The sequence below is a fragment of the Bradyrhizobium symbiodeficiens genome (assembly GCF_002266465.3).
Lineage (GTDB): Bacteria > Pseudomonadota > Alphaproteobacteria > Rhizobiales > Xanthobacteraceae > Bradyrhizobium > Bradyrhizobium symbiodeficiens.
Genome location: NZ_CP029427.2, coordinates 6,836,102 through 6,854,534 on the forward strand (window position 1 = coordinate 6,836,102; position 18,433 = coordinate 6,854,534).

The window sequence follows — 18,433 nt, forward strand, 5'->3', positions numbered from 1 at the left end:
AGGAGCTCAAGGGCTTTGTTGATTCCCGGCACTATGGAGGGACGCGCGTGGCCGGGCAACCGGCGCAAACGGGCGCAGGCCATGCCTCTGACGCAATCGGTGCGATGATAGCGGGCCGCGCTCTTGACGGCTTGCGCTCGATCAAATCCTATGCCGCCATTTTTCGGAGTTTCGTTCATGACCGTCGACGCCAGGCCCACGCTCAGCGCTCCCGACGACGATCCCTTTCTGTGGCTGGAGGAGATCGAGGGCACGCAGGCGCTCGATTTCGTCGCGCGGCAGAATCAGCTGACGCTCACGGCGTTCGGCGGCAAGGCCTTCGAGCACGACCGCGACATTCTCGCGTCGATCTACGATCGCTCCGACAACATTCCCTATGTCAGCCGGCGCGGCACCGACCTGCACAATCTCTGGAAGGACGCTACCAACCCGCGCGGCCTGTGGCGGCGGACCACGCTGACCGAGTTTCGCAAGGCTGCTCCTGCGTGGGAGACCATGCTGGATATCGACGAGTTCGCAGCGCGCGAAGGCGAGGATTGGCTGCTGAGCGGGATCGCCACGATTCCGGGAAGCCCGCGCGCCATCTTGAGCCTGTCGCGCGGCGGCAGCGACGCCGTCACGTTGCGGGAATTCGACCTCGTTACGAAGAGCTTCGTGGCGGACGGCTTTACGCTGCCGGAAGCCAAGGGCGGCGCGGACTGGCTCGATGCCGATACGCTGCTGCTATCGAGCGCCCATGGCGAGGGCATGGTCACGAGCTCCGGCTATGCACGGACAGTTCGGCTGTGGCGGCGTGGCCAGCCGGTCGATCAGGCTGAGGTGATCATCGAGACCACCGCCGATCACATGATGATCTATGGCAGCGCCGACGACACCGGACCTGAGCCGCGGGTCTGGATCGTCGAGCAGATCGACTTCTTCAATCACGCGGTCTGGCTGCGCGATGCGGTCGGTCACATGACGAAACTCGATCTGCCGACCGGGATCTGGCTGCAGGCCCATGGCGACTGGTTCGCGATGAAGCTCCGCAAGGACTGGGCCGTGCAGGGGCGGACCTACGCCACCGACACCGTGCTCGGCATCTCGCTGTCGGCGTTCCTCAACGGCAGCCGCGATTTTTCGGTTCTGTTCGAGCCGGCGCCGCGGCGCGCCTTGCAAGGCCTGTTCTGGGCGGCGGGCAAGCTCGTGCTGTCGATCCTCGACGAGCTGCGCCCGCGCTTCGAGATCTGCACGCCATCCGCGACCGGCTGGAGCCGCTCGACGCTTCCCGGCCTGCCTGAGATCGGCGTCGTCGACGTCTGGCCGCTCGATCGTCATCCATCCGAGAGCAACGGCGATCTGCTCGCCAATGTGCAGGATCCGCTGACCCCGCCGTCGCTGCTGTTGATCGAACGCGGCGTCGCAAGCCCGGTCGTGCTGAAGCAGGCGCCGAAGACGTTCACCGCCGACGGGCTCGTGGTGACGCAGCACGAAGCGATCTCTGTTGACGGCGAGCGCATTCCCTATGTCCAGACCGGCCCGCGAGGCGAGACGGGCGATGCGCCGGTCTATATGAGCGCCTATGGCGGCTTCGGACATTCGGTGAAGCCGTACTACAATTCCTCGCTCGGCAAGCTGTGGCTGGAGCGCGGCGGCACCATTGTGCAGGCCAATTTGCGCGGCGGCGGCGAGTTTGGCACGCGCTGGCACGATGCTGGCCGGCTCGCCGGCAAGAAACTCTCGCATGACGATTTCGCTGCCGTCGCCGCCGATCTCGTTCGGCGCGGCGTGACGAACCCAAGACGGATCGCGGCACAGGGCGGATCGAACGGCGGCATCCTCATCACCAACATGCTGGTGCGCTATCCCGAGCGCTTCGGCGCTCTGTTCTGCACCATCCCGCTGATCGACATGCGCCGCTACACGAAGCTGCTCGCGGGCGCGAGCTGGATCGCGGAATATGGCGATCCCGACAAGGCGGAAGATTGGGAGTGGCTGAAGACCTACTCGGCCTATCACAACGTAAGGGCTGGCCAATCCTATCCGCCGATCCTGATCGCCACCACGCGGCGTGACGACCGCGTGCATCCCGGCCACGCCCGCAAGATGGCGGCGAAGCTGCAGGCCATGGGCTACGAGGCCTGGTTCTACGAGCCGGAAGCCGGCGGCCACGGCTACGGCAAGGACAACAAGGAGCGCGCCGGCTTCGAGGTGCTCGGCTATCGGTTCTTGAAGGAGAAGATCGGGTGGCGGGATGGCGAGACGTGATTGAGTCTTGATTTGCCGAGCACGAGCCCAACAGGCGGTGCACCTCGCCCGCTTGCGGGAGAGGTCGGCGCGCCCGGGCGATGCGAAGCATCGTCCCGCGCGCCGGGTGAGGGTTCTCTCCTCTGGGGGATTGTCCCGTTGCGGAGACACCCTCTCCCCAGCCCTCCCCCGCAAGCGGGGGAGGGAGCGCACCTGCCGCGTAGCTACCGCGCAAACACCAACGTCAGATTGTTCGCGGGCATGTCGATGGAATCGACGAGGCGAAGATCCGCGGCCTTCGCGAGCATCTCGACATCGCCGATGTCGCGCACGCCCCAATCGGGATTGCCTTCACGCAACGAGGTGTCGAACACCGCATTGCTGAGCGCGGTGTGCTTGCCGTCGCGCTTGAACGGGCCGTAGAGGAACAGCTTGCCGTCGGGTCGCAGGTAGCGGCCGGCGCTGGCGAACAGACCCTCGGCCACCGCCCAGGGCGCGATGTGGATGACATTGGCGCAGAACACGGCCGCAAGGCTCGTCGGCGCCTGCCCGCTTTTCATCTCCTGACACCAGCCGGGATCGGTGAGATCGATCCGCAGCGGGCTGCGGATGTTTGGCAGGCCCGCATAGACGCGCCAGGCTTCGATGCTCTTGAGGTGGCGCTGGTTGAGGTCGCTGGGCCACCAGATCAGGCCGGGCGTATGGCGAGCGAAATGGACCACGTGCTGGCCTGTTCCACTGCCGAGTTCGACCACGTCGCCGGTCATCCCGGCGAGGTGCTTTTCCAGCGCCGTCCATAGCGGCTCGTGATTGCGATGAAATGCCGGAGCATCGAGCCGCCCGTCCGGCTCGACCCGTCCGCCGTCCCTGCCAAATTCGACGACATATTCTGTCAAGTGAGTCCCCAATGAATGCGAAACAGAAAAGCCGGCAAGAAGGGCCAAACGCCCCTGGAATAATTTGCTAATACCGCCCCGTTAGATGAACGAACTTTATCTCGCCGGTTGCAATGCGGAGGATATTAACTCCATTTTGCCGCAAGCATAGTCTTGATTGTCAGGCGATGCCCTTTGTGCTTTGGAACGCTTATATTTCCGCAAACGAGATCATCGACATAACGCTTGGGACGATGCCTTGACCGCCTTTCCTTGCAAGCTTGCCGTCCTGGTGGCGCTGGTCCTCTCCGCCGGAGCGGCTGTGGCTCCGGCGCGGGCACAATCCGCTGTCGCCGACGGCCAGAAGCTCGCTTTCGATCGCGGCAAGGGCAATTGCCTGACCTGCCATGTCATCAAGGGCGGCGACCTGCCGGGAACGATCGGGCCGGAACTGAGGGACCTCAAGACCAAATACCCCGATCGCAGCGAACTCACCGCGATCATCTTCGACGAGACCAAGCGCAACCCGCAGACCATGATGCCGCCGTTCGGCCGGAACCGGATTTTGACCGAACAGGAGATCAGCGCGATCGTCGATTTCCTGCAAACCCTATAACGGCCGGCTGCCCAGGAGATTTGAGATGACCACGACCAGCGGCCCGCTTGCGACAAGGCGCCTGATCCTTCAGGGCGCGGCCTCCGTCGCCCTGCTCGGCCTTGGCAATCTGCCATTCGCGCCCGCGCGTGCCGCGGCCAATGACAAATATCCGGAAGAGGCCTTCAAGCAGAAGAACGAGGCCGACGCGATCAAGGCGCTCTATGGCAGGAACGCCGAGCCCTCCGACAAGGTCAAGCTGGATGCGCCCGAGATCGCCGAGAATGGCGGCGTGGTCCCGGTGTCGGTGACGACGACTCTCGACAAGGTGAGCTCGATCTCGTTCTTCGTGACCGAGAACCCGTTCGCGCTTGCCGCATCCTACAAGATCGCCGAGGGCACCATTCCGGGCGTCGCCAACCGGCTGAAGATGGCCAAGACCACCAAACTGGTCGCCATCGTCGAGGCTGACGGCAAGCTCTACAGCGCGACCAAGGAAGTGAAGGTCACCGTCGGCGGCTGCGGCGGCTAGGAGGATCGGTCCGATGGCATCAAGCATTCGCGTGCGCGCAACATCCAATGGCGACATCACCGAGGTGCAGGCGCTGATCCAGCACCCCATGGATACCGGCCTGGTCAAAGATCCCAAGGGTGAGGTGATCCCGGCACACTACATCCAGCAGCTGACATTCGAATGTAACGGCAAGGACGTCTTCGTCGCCGATTGGGGTACCGCGGTCTCCAAGGACCCCTACGTCAAGTTCAGCTTCAAGGGCGCCAAGAAGGGCGACGACCTCAAGATCTCCTGGACCGACAACAAGGGTGCGTCGGATACGACCACCGCGAAAATCGCGTGATGAAGACCCGATCCGCCCTGCTGCTTGGCTCGCTCGGCGCCGCTCTCGCAGCGTTCGCCCTCACCTCGCCGCGCGTCGTCGCGGCGGACAAGGTCGATCCCGTTGCCGACGCCAAGGCGTTCCAAAGCTTCTTCTTCCAGAAATTTCCTGACGTGAAGCACGAGGACTTCGTCAACGGTCCGTATTCCATGAACGCGGACATGAAGCGGCAGTGGCAGGAGAAGGAAGAATTCCCGCCTTACGAATTCGCGCTCGACGCCGGCAAGGAGATGTTCGCGACCCCGTTCAAGAACGGCAAGACCTATGCCGATTGCTTCCCCAATGGCGGCGTCGGCGTCCGCCAGAACTATCCTTACTTCGACGAGAAGGAGGGCAAGGTCGTCACGCTGGAGCTCGCGCTCAACCGCTGCCGCGAGGCCAATGGCGAACAACCCTATTCCTACGTCAAGGACGAGATGGCCTCGCTCACCGCCTACATGGCCTTCACCTCGCGCGGCAAGCCGATGGACATCAGGATTCCCGACGACCCGCGCGCGCTCGCGGCGTTCGAGAACGGCAAGCGCTATTTCTACACGCGGCGCGGCCAGATGAACTTCTCCTGCGCCAGCTGCCATGTGCAGAGCCCGGGCGAGCGCATCCGTGCCGAGGTCCTGGCGCCGGCGCTCGGCATTCTCAACGCGATGCCAATCTACCGCTCCGAATGGAGCGGCATGGGCACCATCAGCCGCCGCTTCGTCACCTGCAACAGCCAGACCCGCGCGGTTCCGCTGGAGCCGCAGTCGGACGAATACCGCGACGTCGAATATTTCCTGTCCTACGTCGCCAACGGCCTGCCGATCTCAGGCCCGGGAGCGCGGCCATGAAGCGGTCACTTCCCCTCGCCATGCTGCTGGCCTTGAGCCTCGCGCCAGCGGCGCGCGCGGCAAATGAAGCGGATTACAAGGCGGCCTACGCCACCGCCGAAGCCGCATCGAAGGAGGCTGCCGGCTTGCGCAACCAGTGGACCACCACCGTCGCGACGCTGACCGCGGCCAGGAAAGCGGCGGATGGCGGCGATTTCGACCGCGCCACAGCCGCAGCCAGGGAAGCCGAGGCGCTGGCAAAAGCGTCGATCTTCCAGGCGACGACCGAAAAAGAAGCCTGGAAAGCGATGGAAATCCGCTAGACTGGGCCTTAAGTGGAACCGTCTTGCGATCGTTGAGGGCGCGGAGAATTTTTTGGATGGCGATCCGCCGCCGTGATTTCCTGAAGAGCGCGGGCCTTGCCGCTGCATCGCTCGGTCTGCCGCGGCTTGCGCGGGGCACCGAGACGGCGAGCATTTACGACCTCGAAAAGTTCGGCAATGCGCGGATCCTGCACATCACCGACACGCATGCGCAGCTGAACCCGGTTTATTTCCGCGAACCCAGTGTCAATATCGGCATCGGTGAGATGGCGGGGCGACCGCCGCATCTGGTCGGCCGCGCCTTCCTTGACCGGTTCGGCATCCGCCCCGACAGCGCCGATGCCTATGCCTTCACTTGTCTCGAGTTCGACAAGTCCGCGGGCCGCTTCGGCAAGCTCGGCGGCTTTGCCCATCTGAAGACGCTAGTCGATCGTTTGCGCGACGAGGTCGGCGAGAAGCGTTCGCTGCTGCTCGACGGCGGCGATCTCTGGCAGGGCACCGGGCTTGCCAACGTCATGCAGGGTCGCGACATGGTCGAGGTCGCCAATCTGCTCGGCATCGAAGCGATGACCGGGCATTGGGAGTTCACCTATGGCGAGCAGGTGCTGCGCGACAATCTGGAGCGCTTCAAGGGCGAGTTCCTGGCACAGAACGTGTTCCTGACCGAGGAAGCCGCGTTCAACGACGCAACCGCCTTCGACAAGGCGACCGGGCGCGTGTTCAAGCCCTCCGTCGTCAAGGAGATCGGCGGTCATCGGATCGCAATCGTCGGCCAGGCTTTCCCCTACGTGCCGATCGCCCATCCCAAGCGGTTCACGCCGGACTGGACTTTCGGCATCCGCGAGGAGGAATTGCAGAAGCATGTCGATGCCTTGCGCAGCGCCGACAAGGTCGATGCGGTCGTTCTGCTGTCGCACAACGGCATGGATGTCGACCTCAAGCTCGCAAGTCGCGTCACCGGCATCGACGTCATTCTCGGCGGCCATACCCATGACGCCGTGCCGCAGCCGATGCCAGTGAAGAACGCCGCCGGCACCACGCTCGTCACCAATGCCGGCTCCAACGGAAAATTCCTCGCGGTGCTCGACCTTGCGATCGACAAGGGCAAGGTCGGCGACGTTCGTTATCGCCTGCTGCCGGTCTATTCCGAGCTGCTGAAGCCCGATCCCGCCATGGCCGAGCTGATCGGCCGGCTGCGCGCGCCGCACGTGACCGACTGGTCGGAGAAGATCGCAACACCCGACCGCCTGCTCTATCGCCGCGGCAATTTCTCCGGGCCGGTCGACGAGCTGATCTGCACCGCGCTGCGCACCGAGCTCGATGCCGAGATCGCGCTGTCGCCGGGGTTCCGCTGGGGCATTACCGCGCTGTCAGGCCAGCCGCTGACCATGGAGGATCTGCTCGCAGAGACCGCGATCACCTATCCTGAGACCTACGTGCAGGAGATGACGGGCGCCCAGATCAAGGACGTGCTGGAAGACGTCTGCGACAACCTCTTCAATGCCGACCCCTATTACCAGCAGGGCGGCGACATGGTGCGCACCGGCGGGCTCAGCTATACCTGCACGCCGACGGGCGCTATCGGCGGCCGCATCTCGGAGTTGAAGCTCAATAGCGGCAAGGCGCTCAGCGCCCACCACCGCTACAAGGTCGCAGGCTGGGCTTCGGTCAACGGCCAGCAGGGCGCGCCGGTGTGGGATGTCGTCGGCAAATATCTGCGCTCGGGCCGGATGTTTCAGGAGCGGCTCGGCTCCGGCGTGACGCTGAGGGGCGTCGAGGACAATCCGGGCATTGCGGGACAGGGATGAGGCGAGCGCAGATCTCATTTGCGCTGATGCTGGCGCTGCTGGTCCGAGCCGCGATTTCGCCGACCTCGGCGCAGCAGGTGCCGCTTCAGGACAAGCCGTTCGCGGAGCACAGAATCGTGCTGCAGCTCTCCGACGGCGATGCGAAGAAGCAAGCGCTGGTGCTGAGCGTCGCCAACAATCTTCTGAAGGCCTACGCTCCCGACAAGATCGCGATCGAAGTGGTGACGTTCGGGCCCGGCATCGACCTCCTGCTGTCCGGCAGCGAGCGCCGCAAGCAGGTCGAAAGCCTGATCGCGCAGGGCGTGCGGTTCGACATCTGCCTCAACACGGTCGATACGATCGAACGCGAGACCGGCAAGCGGCCGGATTTCATCCCCGCCGCGACACCGGTGCAGGTGGGCGTCGGGCAGATCCTGTTCCTGGCGGAGAACGGGTATACGGTGGTGAGGCCGTAAGGCTGTCCTGAGCTTTTGGCACACCGCCGCGACAGACCCGGTGTCATTTCCCGCGAAAGCGCGGAATCCAGTACGCCGCGGCTTTTCCGTATCCCACTACGGCCTCTGGACTGCTGGATCGCCCGCTTTCGCGGGCGATGACGGGGCGGGTGGGGCGCGTTCACGCAAAACAAAATCTTCCAAACTTCATGGTCCACACAGTGAATTGCTTCTCTTTCTGGCCCCGGGCGTAGTAGAATCCTCGAAATCAGTTCCATGCCGGGTGCTGCCATGATCTTCCGCCAACTCTTCGACAGCGTTTCGGGTACCTACAGCTACGTGCTTGCCAGCCGCCCCGGCGGCGAGGCGCTGATCCTCGATCCCGTGCTGGAGAAGGTCGATCGCTACTGCCAATTGCTGCGCGAGCTCGACCTCAAGCTGGTCAAGGCGGTCGACACCCATCTGCATGCCGACCACGTCACCGGCCTCGGTGAGCTGCGCGACCGCACCCATTGCATGACCGTGATGGGCGACCAGACCAAGGCCGACGTGGTGGCGATGCGGGTCGCCGAGGGCGACAAGGTGACGATCGAGGGCCTGTCGCTCGACGTGATGTACACCCCGGGCCACACCGACGATTCCTATTCCTATCTGATGGGCGATCGCGTCTTCACCGGCGACACGCTGCTGATCCGCGGCACCGGCCGCACCGATTTCCAGAACGGCTCTTCGCGTGCGCAGTACGATTCGATCTTCAACCGGCTGCTCAAGCTGCCGGAGGAGACGATGGTGTTCCCGGCGCATGACTACAAGGGCGACACCGTCTCCACCATCGGCGAGGAGAAGCGCTACAACCCGCGGCTCCAGGTACGCTCGGTCGACGAATATATCGAGCTGATGGCAAACCTGAAATTGCCCAACCCGAAGATGATGGACGTGGCGGTGCCCGCCAACATGCATGTCGGCCTGCATCAGGAAGAGCTGGAGAAGGAAGGGCGTGCGCTCAGCGCGGTCGAGGCGATCCGCGTCCTCGGCCGGCCCGACATGCTGCTGGTCGATCTGCGCGAAGCCAACGAGCGGATGAAGCACGGCATGCTCGAAGGCGCGCTGCATACGCCCTATCCGTCCGTCGAGGAAAGCCTCAAACCGGGCGGCATGCTGCGCGAGGTCGCCGCCGCCACCGGCCGCCGCATCGTGTTCTTCTGCGCGTTCGGCGAGCGCTCGGCGATGGCGGTGGCTGCCGCCAAGGCGGCCGGCCTGTCCAACACCGCCCACATCGCCGGCGGCGTGGACGCCTGGAAGAAGGCAGGCGGGCCGCTGGTGCACTGACGGCCTGCTTGCGATAGGTCAGAAACTGCACATATGTTCCGGGTAGGATCGGATGAAGCATCACCATCCGGGACAAGGCATGACCAGGATCTGCAAACCAAGCGAGCCGCCCAAGGTCGCCGAGAACAAGATCGCCGAGAAGAAGCCGGCGGAAGGCAAGGTGAAGACACCTCCGCCGCCTCTCGATGACGACGACTACGAGGACGGCGACATCGCAACGCCCAAGCGCGACCGCTATGGCCCGGATGACGAGCCGTTGTGAGGGGGCCCGACGGGGCGCCCCCATGCGCACTAGCTGCCATGCGCCTGCGTTCGTGGACAAATAACCGCTCTCCCCGATAGTTTGCGCGCCTTCCAGGGAGTGAAACCGAAACTGCAATGGTCGACATTCTTGCCGCACCGCAGCAAGGCAAGGCGGACAGCGCGCTCCGCACGCTGTCCGGAATCTCGATCGCGCATTGGGTCAGCCATTTCCATCTGCTGGTCCTGCCGATGCTGTTCCCGTTCCTCAAGGACAAGCTCGGCGTCGGCTATGTCGAGCTCGGCTTCTCGCTGACCACGCTTGCCGTCGTCTCCGGCCTGACGCAGGCGCCGACCGGCTATCTCGTCGACCATTTCGGTGCGCGCAAAATCCTGCTGATCGGGCTGGTGCTCGGCGGCTGCGCGCTGATCCTGCTCGGCCTGCATGTGAGCTACGCTTCGCTGATCGCCTGCGCCGTGCTGCTCGGGCTCGCCAACAGCGTCTATCACCCCGCCGATTACGCCATCCTGGCCGAGCACATGGACGAGGCGCGGATGGGCCGCGCCTTCTCGATTCACACCTTTGCCGGCTATCTCGGCGGCGCGGTGACGCCGGCGATCATCGCCGCGCTCGTCATCGTGTCGGGCGGGGTCGGCGCGCTGATCGCATCCGGCGCCATCGCCATTCTGGTGGCGCTGCTGCTGGTGGCCATCGGCATCCCCGAGGCCGGCGCCCACAAGAAGAAGCCGGGCCACGAGAACGCGCCGAAGCAGGCCGTCATCACCCCGGCGCTGATCACGCTGACCGCTCTATTCATGCTGCTCAGCCTGTCGGTGGCCGGCATCAACAATTTCGGCGTGGTGGCGCTGATGAGCGGCTACGGCACCTCCTATTCGATCGCCAACGTCGCGCTGGCCGCGTTCCTCGGCGCCAGCGCCGCCGGCGTGCTGGCCGGCGGTTTCCTTGCCGATCACACCGAACGCCATGGCTATGTCGCCGCGGCCTGCTTTGCCGCGAACGCGGCGATCGTGCTGCTGATCGCGCTGGTGACGCTGCCGGGCTGGGCCTTGACCGCGACCATGACCGCTGCAGGTTTCCTCTCCGGCGTGATCGCACCCTCGCGCGACATGCTGGTGCGCAATGCCGCGCCGGCAGGCGCCGCGGGACGCGCCTTCGGCATCGTCTCCACCGGCTTCAACCTCGGCGGCATCGTCTCGCCGCTGCTGTTCGGCTGGATCATGGACCAGAGCGCGCCGCACTGGGTGTTCGGCGCGTCGGTGATCTTCATGGTCGCGACCGTGCTGCTGTCGCCGTTCACGGAACGGAAGCCGGCCAAGGCTGCAACGCAACCCTGAGCGCACTTCCCCGCGGTTGACACTGCGACTGCGCACCCGAAAATGCGCCCAAGCAAAACAACAACCGGGAAGAAGCACCATGAGCAATCCTGACCTCGTGATCCGCGGCGGCACCGTTGCGGACGGTCGCGGCGGCGAGCTGTTCGAGGCTGATGTCGCCATCAGCGGCGGGAAGGTCACCGAAGTCGGCAAGATCTCGGCCAAGGGCCGCGAGGAAATCGACGCGCGCGGCAAGCTCGTCACGCCAGGCTTCGTCGACGTGCACACCCACTACGACGGCCAGGTCACCTGGAGCCAGGATATCACACCATCCTCGCAGAACGGCGTCACCACCGCGATCATGGGCAATTGCGGCGTCGGCTTCGCGCCTTGCAAGCCGGCCGATCACACAAGGCTGATCCAGCTGATGGAAGGCGTCGAGGACATTCCCGAGCCTGTCCTGAGCGCAGGCATTCCCTGGGCCTGGGAGAGCTTTCCGGACTACATGAACTGGCTCTCGAAGCGCGATTTCGACATCGATGTCGGCGCACAGCTGCCGCATGCGGCGCTGCGGGTCTATGTCATGGGCGAGCGCGGCGCGCGCCGCGATCCCTCGACTGCCGAGGACAATGCCGCGATGGCGAAGCTGGCGGGCGAAGCGGTCCGCTCCGGCGCGCTCGGCTTCTCGACGTCGCGCACGCTCAACCACCGCACCTCGACCGGCGATTTCACGCCGACGCTGAAGGCCGGCGAGGACGAGCTCACCGCCATCGCCGGCGCGATGCATCGTGAGGGCCGCAGCGTGCTGCAATTCGTGCTCGACCTCTCCACCATCCACGAGGACCTGCCGATGATGCTGCGGGTCGCAGATAGCACGAAATGCCCGATCTCGTTCTCGATCACGCAGAACGACAAGGCGCCGCAGCGCTGGCGCCAGACGCTCGACGAGATCAACGCGGCCGCCAAACGCGGCCTCTCCATCACAGCGCAGATCGCGGCGCGCCCCGTCGGTCTCTTGCTCGGGCTCGAGCTGTCGCGCAACCCGTTCCAGACTCATCCCAGCTATAAGGCGATCGCGCATCTGCCGCTGAAGGAGCGGCTGACGAGGCTGCATCAACCGGAGGTGCGCAAGGCGATCCTGAGCGAGACAGCGACCGCCACCGACGATCCGCTGTTCTTCCGGCCCAACTACGACAAGATGTTCCTGCTCGGCGATCCCCCCGATTACGAGCAGCCGCCGGAGAACGCGCTGGGGCCGCAGGCACGGCGGCAGGGACGCCAGCCGGAAGAGCTCGCCTATGAAGCGATGCTGTCGGACGAGGGCCGCGGCATGCTCTATGTGCCCTTCCTCAATTATGCCGACGGCAATCTCGATGCGACGCGCGAAATGCTGATCGACCCGCAATCGGTCCCGGGCCTGTCCGACGGCGGCGCACATTGCGGCATCATCTGCGACGCCAGCTTCCCGACCTATCTGCTGACACACTGGACGCGCGACCGCAGGCGCGGCGAGAAGCTGTCGATCCCGTTCGTGGTCGCGGCGCAGTCGCGCAAAACCGCGCTGTCGGTCGGCCTCACCGATCGCGGGCTGATTGCGCCGGGCTACAAGGCCGACCTCAATGTGATCGATTATGACCGGCTGCATCTGCATCCGCCGAAGGTGCATTACGATCTGCCGGTGGGTGGGCGACGGCTGTTGCAGGACGTCGACGGCTATGACGCCACGATCGTCTCGGGCGTGGTGACGCGTCGGCACGGTGAAGCGACAGGACGACGGCCAGGGAAGCTGATTCGTGGGGCGCAGGGGGTTAACTAGCGAGGCAATCGCCTTACCCTCCCCTGAAGGGGGAGGGTAAGAGAGAGCCAGAGCCCCCTTACGTCGGCGACACCGCGCCCTTCAGCGCTGCGCCTTGCGGAGCCGCACCGCGGGTCAGCCTGGCCTTTTCCGTGTTCGGCCACAGCAGCAGCAGGCCGAGCAGGCCGGAGCCGACCATGATCACGGCGTTGATGGTGAAGCCGGTCATGTAGCCGTCGATCATGCTGCCGGCACGCTGGATCATTGCTCCCATCACGGCCGGCGCGATGATTCCGGCCAGCGTGTAGAGCGCGCCGTAGATCGCGAGGATCGCGCCGCGCTGCGACGCCGGCGTGAACTCGCCGAGCATCGGCGGGCAGACCACGTAGATCGCCCCGCACAGTCCCGAGCCGACCACGAGCAGTGCGATCTGCAGGCCTGCGCCCTGGACATGCGGCATCATCGCCAGGATCAGCCCACCGAGCACCAGCGGCACCGAACCGAGCACGCCGCGCGCCACGCGGGTGTTGTAGCCGCGGGCCATCATCACCTGCGAGATCCAGCCAGTGAGAATGACAATGGTGGCACCGAACACCCAGGGCAGGATCGAGATGAAGCCGGCCTGGCTCTGCGAGAAACCGAGGCCCTTGACGATGAACGGCGTGAACCAGGTCAGGCCGAGCGACAGCGCCCAATAAGCACCGAAGGTCGCGGCGACGCAGCCGACGAAGGTGCGCGAGGTGAGGAGCTGCAAGTAAGGGATCTTCTGCTCGGTCGCGGCCAGGACCTGCGTGTCCTCCAGCGGGCCTTCCTTGCCGAGCGCGAGCCAGGCACAGACCCAGATCAGACCGACGATACCGAGCGCGCCAAAGGCATAGTGCCAGGAATGATTGACGATGACCCAGTTCAGCGCCGGCACCGCCAGGATCACGCCGAAGGCCGAGCCCTGCGACAGGAGCGCGGTGGGCAGCGTGCGCTTCTCGTCGGGGAACCATTTGTAGATCGCGTGTGCCGCGACCGAGAAGGCCGGGCCTTCACCGGCGCCCAGCACGATGCGGCAGATCAACAGGGTGGTGAAGGAGACGGTGCCGACCATCGGAAACTGCGCCAGCGCCCAGATTACGGCGAGCGCCAGCAGCACCCAGCGCGTCGGCACCTTGTTGACGATGAAGCCGACCACGATGGCGGCGATCGAGAACAGGAAGAAGAACGAGGAGCCGAGCAGGCCGAACTGCTCCGGGCTGAGCTTCAGATCGGTCATGATCGGCACGCCGGCGAGACCGACGACGATCTTGTCGGCGAAGTTCACGACCATGAAGAGAAAGAGGAGAAACGTGACGGTCCAGGCGCCCTTCGGCGTTGCCTTGGTGCCGATCGTTTTGCCGGCCACCTCCGTCGTTCGCTCAACGCTCATGATTCTCCCCCATCGATGTCTTTTTTGGCTTTTGGCACTTTTTTGATTTGGCCGTCTTGGGAGCTAACAACGGCTTCGAGACCAACGCAACCCGGCATTTCCGCAGCAAGTGTGCTACGCAGCAATTCCGCTAATTCCGCCCGGCGCCATTCATCGTGTTGAGCATCAAGAATCTCTCCAAGACCTTCTCCTCGGCCGGCGAGCCGGTGCATGTGCTGCGTGGCGTCGATCTCGACCTCAGGGCCGGCGAACGCGTCGCGCTGACCGGCGAGTCCGGCAGCGGCAAGAGCACGTTGCTGCATTTGATCGCGGGGCTGGACGCCGCCGATGGCGGCACGATCCGGCTCGAAGACATCGAGGTTACCGCGCTGTCCGATGCGGGGCGCGCCCGCTTGCGGCGCAACCGGATCGGGCTGGTTTTCCAGCAATTCAACCTGATCCCGAGCCTGTCGGTCGCGGACAATCTGGCCTTTCAGGCGCGGATCGCCGAGCGTCACGATGCGGCCTGGACCAAGGAACTGGTCGAGCGGCTCGGGCTCGGCGCTCTCCTGAAGCGCTATCCCGAGCAATTGTCCGGCGGTCAGCAGCAACGGGTCGCGATCGGCCGGGCGCTGGCGACAAAGCCATCGCTGCTGCTGGCGGACGAGCCGACCGGCAATCTCGACGAGGCCACCGCCGAGAATGTGCTGGCGCTGACGCGCGACCTCGTCGCGCGCACCGGCTGCGGCTTCCTGATGGTGACGCATAGCCTGCATCTGGCAGCGACGCTCGACCGCCATCTCACTTTGCATGCGGGGCGGATCGCATGAGACGCGCGCTGTGGGTGCTTGCGGTGCTGCTCAGTCATTGGCGGCGTCACAAGATGCAGTTCGCGACGCTTCTGGTCGGGCTGATCGCGGCGACAGCCCTGTGGAGCGGCGTGCAGGCCATCAACCAGCAGGCCCGCACCGCCTATGACCGCGCCGCAGCGACCTTTGGTGGCGCACGCACCGCGATGCTGGTCGCGCCTGACGCGGCGACCTTTCCGCAAGAGTTGTACGTGAAACTCCGCCGCGCCGGCTGGCCGGTGTCGCCGACGCTGGAGGGCCGCGTCCAGGTCAACGGCCGCTCGGTGCGGCTGCTCGGCATCGAGCCGGTGACGCTGCCGGTCGAAATCGGCAACGCACCGCGTCTCGGCGCCTCCGACCTGAGCAGCTTCGTGGCGCCGCCGGGCCAGACATTGGTGGCACCGGAGACGCTGAGCGATTTGCAGGAAACCGAAGGTGCGTCGCTCCCGATCAGCAACGGCGCAAAGCTGCCGCCGCTGCGCGTGCTGCCGCAGCTCGCACCGGGCGTGCTGGTGGTCGATATCGGCGTGGCGCAGCGTCTGCTGAACAAGCCGGATCAGGTTTCGCGGCTGCTGATCGGCCGACCAAAGAGCAAGCCTGCGCCGCTGGCCCGCGTCGTCGGAGACCAGTTGCAACTTATCGAACCGACTGCGGAGACCGAACTGGAGCGCCTCACCGACAGTTTTCATCTCAACCTCACGGCGTTCGGCCTGTTGTCGTTCTTCGTCGGGCTCTTCATCGTCAACTCGGCCGTGGGGCTCGCCTTCGAGCAGCGACTGCCGATGCTGCGCACCTTGCGCGCCTGCGGCGCCTCGGCGCGGCTGGTCAACAGCGTGCTGGTGGTTGAGCTCGTCGCGCTGGCGCTGGTTGCAGGCCTGATCGGGCTCGTCTGCGGCTATTTCATCGCGGCCGTGTTGCTGCCTGATGTCGCAGCGTCGCTTCGCGGGCTCTATGGCGCGCAGATCCCGGGACAGCTCAGCTTGCGGCCCGAATGGTGGTTCGCCGGGATCGGCATCAGCATTGCCGGCGCGCTCGTTGCGGCGACGACCAGCCTGATCAAGGCGATCAGGATGCCGGTGCTGGCGACGGCGCAGCCACGCGCCTGGCAACAGCGGCAGCGCCGCTGGCTGGTCCTGCAGAGTCTTGCCGCCTGCGTCGTGTTCGCGGTCGGGCTGCTGCTGCTTGGCTATGGCGAATCGCTGATCGCAGGCTTTGGCTTGCTGGCGGCCTTGATGCTCGGTGCGGCGCTGATCCTGCCGGCCTTCCTCGAACTTCTCCTGCTCGCAGGGCAATGCGCTGCGCGAAGACCGCTTGCGCTTTGGTTCTGGGCGGACAGCCGGCAGCAACTCTCCGGACTATCGCTGGCGCTGATGGCGCTGCTGCTCGCCCTCGCCGTCAATGTCGGGGTCTCCACCATGGTGGAGACGTTCAGCCGCACCTTCCTCGGCTGGCTCAACGGTCGGCTCGCAGCCGACGTCTACATCAGCGCCGCCGACAACGCGCAAGGCGTCGCGATCCGCAACTGGCTGAAGGAGCGCAGCGACGTGCAGGCGATCCTGTCGGGCGGCCGCGCCGAGACGCAGGTTCAGGGCCAGCCGGTGGAATTGCTCGGCCTGCCCGATCACGGGCTCTATCGCGAGCGCTGGCCGCTGCTGGAGGCCGCGCCGCAGGCCTGGACCCGGCTCGTGCCGGGCAATGCCGCCTTCATCAGCGAGCAGCTCAGCCGCCGTCTCAACGTCCGCATCGGCGACGTCGTCGAAGTGCCGGCGCCGGGCGGGAGCTGGGAGCTCGACATCGTCGGCATCTACGCCGATTACGGTAACCCCAAGGGACAGTTGACCGTCAACGTCGCCGCGTTGATCCGGCAGTTTCCGCAGACGCCGCAGACGCGGATCGGGCTGATCGTCGCCAAGGAGAACATCCCCGGCCTGATCGCGGATTTGCAGAGACAGTTTGCGCTCGACGACCGCAGTGTCGCCGACCAGGCCACGGTGAAGGCCGAATCGATCCGGATTTTCAACCGCACCTTTGCCGTCACGTCGGCGTTGAATGCCTTCACGCTCGGTGTCGCCGGGATCGCGCTGTTCACGAGCCTGCTGACGCTGGCGAATTCCCGCCTGCCGCAGCTTGCGCCGCTATGGGCGATCGGCATCACGCGGCCGCACCTTGCCGCGATCGAATTGACCAAGACGCTGTCGGTGGCGCTGTTCACGGCGCTGCTGGCGGTGCCGCTCGGGCTGCTGGTGGCGTGGTGCCTGATCGCGATCGTGAACGTGAAGGCGTTCGGCTGGCGGCTGCCGTTCCATGTATTCCCGCTGCAACTGGTCGAGCTGGTCGCGGTGGCGTTGGTCGCGTCGATGCTTGCGGCGCTGTTGCCGGTGATAAGGCTGGCGCGGATGCAGCCGGCCAGCCTCGTCAAGGTGTTTGCCAATGAGCGCTGATCGGATCTCGCGCCGCGCCTTCGCCGGCGGCATCGCTGCGCTGGCGCTGGCACGCCGCGCCGGCGCGCAAGGCTATGCCGGGCTGGGTGAGAGCGCGGACGGATTTGCGAAGGTCGTGCCGGGAAAGACCTTCACATTTCCCGGCGATCACGGACCGCATCCGGAGTTTCGTATCGAGTGGTGGTATCTGACGGCAAACCTCGTCGATTCCAGCGGCGCGGCTTGCGGCCTGCAATGGACGCTGTTCCGTCAGGCGGCGCAGCCGGGCCCGCAAGGAGAGGGCTGGGCCAATCAGCAGGTGTGGATGGCGCATGCCGCGGTGACGCGGGCCGACACCCACCGCTTCAACGAGGTCTTTTCACGCGGCGGCGTGGGCCAGGCCGGCGTCACGGCCAAGCCGTTCGATGCCTGGATCGACGATTGGGAACTGAAGGGTTTTGACCGCACCGACGATCGTACATTGGCGCCGCTGGCGCTGAAGGCGTCCAGCACCGATTTCAGCTACGCGTTGACGCTGGAGGCCGATCGTCCGGTCGTGCTGCAGGGCGACCGCGGCTACAGCCGCAAGTCGGAGCGCGGCCAAGCGTCCTATTATTACAGCCAGCCGTTCTACCGCGCCCGCGGCACGCTCACCATCGACGACAAGCCGGTCGATGTCTCGGGCCAGGCCTGGATGGACCGCGAATGGAGCAGCCAGCCGCTCGATACCGATCAGACCGGCTGGGACTGGCTGTCGCTGCATCTCGCGTCCGGCGACAAGCTGATGCTGTACCGGCTGCGGCAGAAGGACGGCCGGGATTATCCGTTCGGCAACTGGATCAGCGCTGCTGGCGAGACGCAGATGATCGCGGGCGGCGACATTCAAATGATCCCGAAGGCGACAGCGGAGGTCGCCGGGCGCAAGCTGCCGGTGGAATGGCAGATCGCGATCCCGTCGCGATCGTTCTCGATCCTCTGCAAGCCGCTCAATCCAAAAGCCTGGATGGGGACCGGCTTCTCCTACTGGGAGGGGCCGATCAGCTTCGCCGGGACGCATGACGGCGTTGGCTATCTCGAGCTGACCGGCTATTGAAGCCGCGACCTCTTCAAAGG

The 18,433-nt window shown here is 65.2% G+C and carries 17 protein-coding genes; 15 read left to right on the forward strand and 2 right to left on the reverse strand.

Annotated features, from left to right (window positions below):
• Nucleotides 1–177 precede the first annotated feature (177 nt).
• Nucleotides 178–2,247, forward strand: a complete 2,070-nt coding sequence (locus tag CIT39_RS32305) for a prolyl oligopeptidase family serine peptidase (protein WP_094976292.1) — start codon at nt 178–180, stop codon at nt 2,245–2,247.
• Nucleotides 2,248–2,450: 203 nt separating this feature from the next.
• On the opposite strand, the gene CIT39_RS32310 is transcribed toward CIT39_RS32305, so the two are convergent.
• A complete protein-coding gene (locus CIT39_RS32310) occupies nt 2,451–3,122 on the reverse strand; it encodes a DUF938 domain-containing protein (RefSeq protein ID WP_094976291.1) in 672 nt (223 codons plus the stop codon).
• Between the two features lie 238 nt (nt 3,123–3,360).
• Here CIT39_RS32310 and soxX point away from each other — a divergent pair, with 238 nt between their 5' ends.
• From soxX to CIT39_RS32365, 11 genes are all read left to right on the forward strand, one after another.
• Complete coding sequence (gene soxX / locus CIT39_RS32315) at nt 3,361–3,717, forward strand: sulfur oxidation c-type cytochrome SoxX (RefSeq protein WP_094976290.1); 357 nt, start codon at nt 3,361–3,363, stop codon at nt 3,715–3,717.
• A gap of 25 nt (nt 3,718–3,742) precedes the next feature.
• Nucleotides 3,743–4,228, forward strand: coding sequence for a thiosulfate oxidation carrier protein SoxY (gene soxY, locus CIT39_RS32320; RefSeq protein ID WP_094976289.1), 486 nt, complete (start codon nt 3,743–3,745; stop codon nt 4,226–4,228).
• Between the two features lie 13 nt (nt 4,229–4,241).
• Nucleotides 4,242–4,553 (forward strand): thiosulfate oxidation carrier complex protein SoxZ, encoded by a 312-nt coding sequence (soxZ, locus tag CIT39_RS32325; RefSeq protein WP_094976288.1) that lies wholly within the window; start codon nt 4,242–4,244, stop codon nt 4,551–4,553.
• A complete protein-coding gene (gene soxA / locus CIT39_RS32330) occupies nt 4,553–5,416 on the forward strand; it encodes a sulfur oxidation c-type cytochrome SoxA (protein ID WP_162308803.1) in 864 nt (287 codons plus the stop codon). Before soxZ ends, soxA begins: the two co-directional genes overlap by 1 nt.
• On the forward strand, nt 5,413–5,718 hold the full coding sequence (locus tag CIT39_RS32335; RefSeq protein ID WP_094976286.1) for a hypothetical protein: 306 nt from the start codon (nt 5,413–5,415) through the stop codon (nt 5,716–5,718). Before soxA ends, CIT39_RS32335 begins: the two co-directional genes overlap by 4 nt.
• A gap of 56 nt (nt 5,719–5,774) precedes the next feature.
• On the forward strand, nt 5,775–7,526 hold the full coding sequence (gene soxB, locus CIT39_RS32340; protein ID WP_094976285.1) for a thiosulfohydrolase SoxB: 1,752 nt from the start codon (nt 5,775–5,777) through the stop codon (nt 7,524–7,526).
• Nucleotides 7,523–7,981, forward strand: coding sequence for a DsrE family protein (locus tag CIT39_RS32345; RefSeq protein ID WP_094976284.1), 459 nt, complete (start codon nt 7,523–7,525; stop codon nt 7,979–7,981). The genes soxB and CIT39_RS32345 overlap by 4 nt, the downstream gene beginning before the upstream one ends.
• Before the next feature lie 270 nt (nt 7,982–8,251).
• Entirely contained in the window at nt 8,252–9,289 is a 1,038-nt protein-coding gene (locus CIT39_RS32350) for an MBL fold metallo-hydrolase (RefSeq protein WP_094977021.1), read from the forward strand.
• 79 nt (nt 9,290–9,368) lie between these two features.
• Entirely contained in the window at nt 9,369–9,551 is a 183-nt protein-coding gene (locus CIT39_RS32355) for a hypothetical protein (RefSeq protein WP_094977020.1), read from the forward strand.
• A 116-nt stretch (nt 9,552–9,667) separates the two neighbouring features.
• Nucleotides 9,668–10,885, forward strand: coding sequence for an MFS transporter (locus tag CIT39_RS32360; protein WP_094976283.1), 1,218 nt, complete (start codon nt 9,668–9,670; stop codon nt 10,883–10,885).
• A gap of 79 nt (nt 10,886–10,964) precedes the next feature.
• Entirely contained in the window at nt 10,965–12,680 is a 1,716-nt protein-coding gene (locus CIT39_RS32365; protein WP_094976282.1) for an N-acyl-D-amino-acid deacylase family protein, read from the forward strand.
• A gap of 58 nt (nt 12,681–12,738) precedes the next feature.
• Here CIT39_RS32365 and CIT39_RS32370 read toward each other — a convergent pair whose 3' ends face one another.
• Nucleotides 12,739–14,073, reverse strand: a complete 1,335-nt coding sequence (locus CIT39_RS32370) for an MFS transporter (protein WP_094976281.1) — start codon at nt 14,071–14,073, stop codon at nt 12,739–12,741.
• Nucleotides 14,074–14,228: 155 nt separating this feature from the next.
• Between CIT39_RS32370 and CIT39_RS32375 the strand changes: the two genes are divergently transcribed.
• From CIT39_RS32375 to CIT39_RS32385, 3 genes are read left to right on the forward strand one after another with little or no spacing between them, the layout of a single operon-like run.
• Entirely contained in the window at nt 14,229–14,882 is a 654-nt protein-coding gene (locus CIT39_RS32375; RefSeq protein ID WP_094976280.1) for an ABC transporter ATP-binding protein, read from the forward strand.
• The gene (locus CIT39_RS32380) at nt 14,879–17,341 is read left to right on the forward strand and encodes an ABC transporter permease (RefSeq protein WP_094976279.1); all 2,463 of its coding nucleotides are present in this window, start codon (nt 14,879–14,881) and stop codon (nt 17,339–17,341) included. The genes CIT39_RS32375 and CIT39_RS32380 overlap by 4 nt, the downstream gene beginning before the upstream one ends.
• Entirely contained in the window at nt 17,331–18,413 is a 1,083-nt protein-coding gene (locus CIT39_RS32385; RefSeq protein ID WP_094976278.1) for a lipocalin-like domain-containing protein, read from the forward strand. The genes CIT39_RS32380 and CIT39_RS32385 overlap by 11 nt, the downstream gene beginning before the upstream one ends.
• The last annotated feature ends 20 nt before the right edge of the window (nt 18,414–18,433 follow it).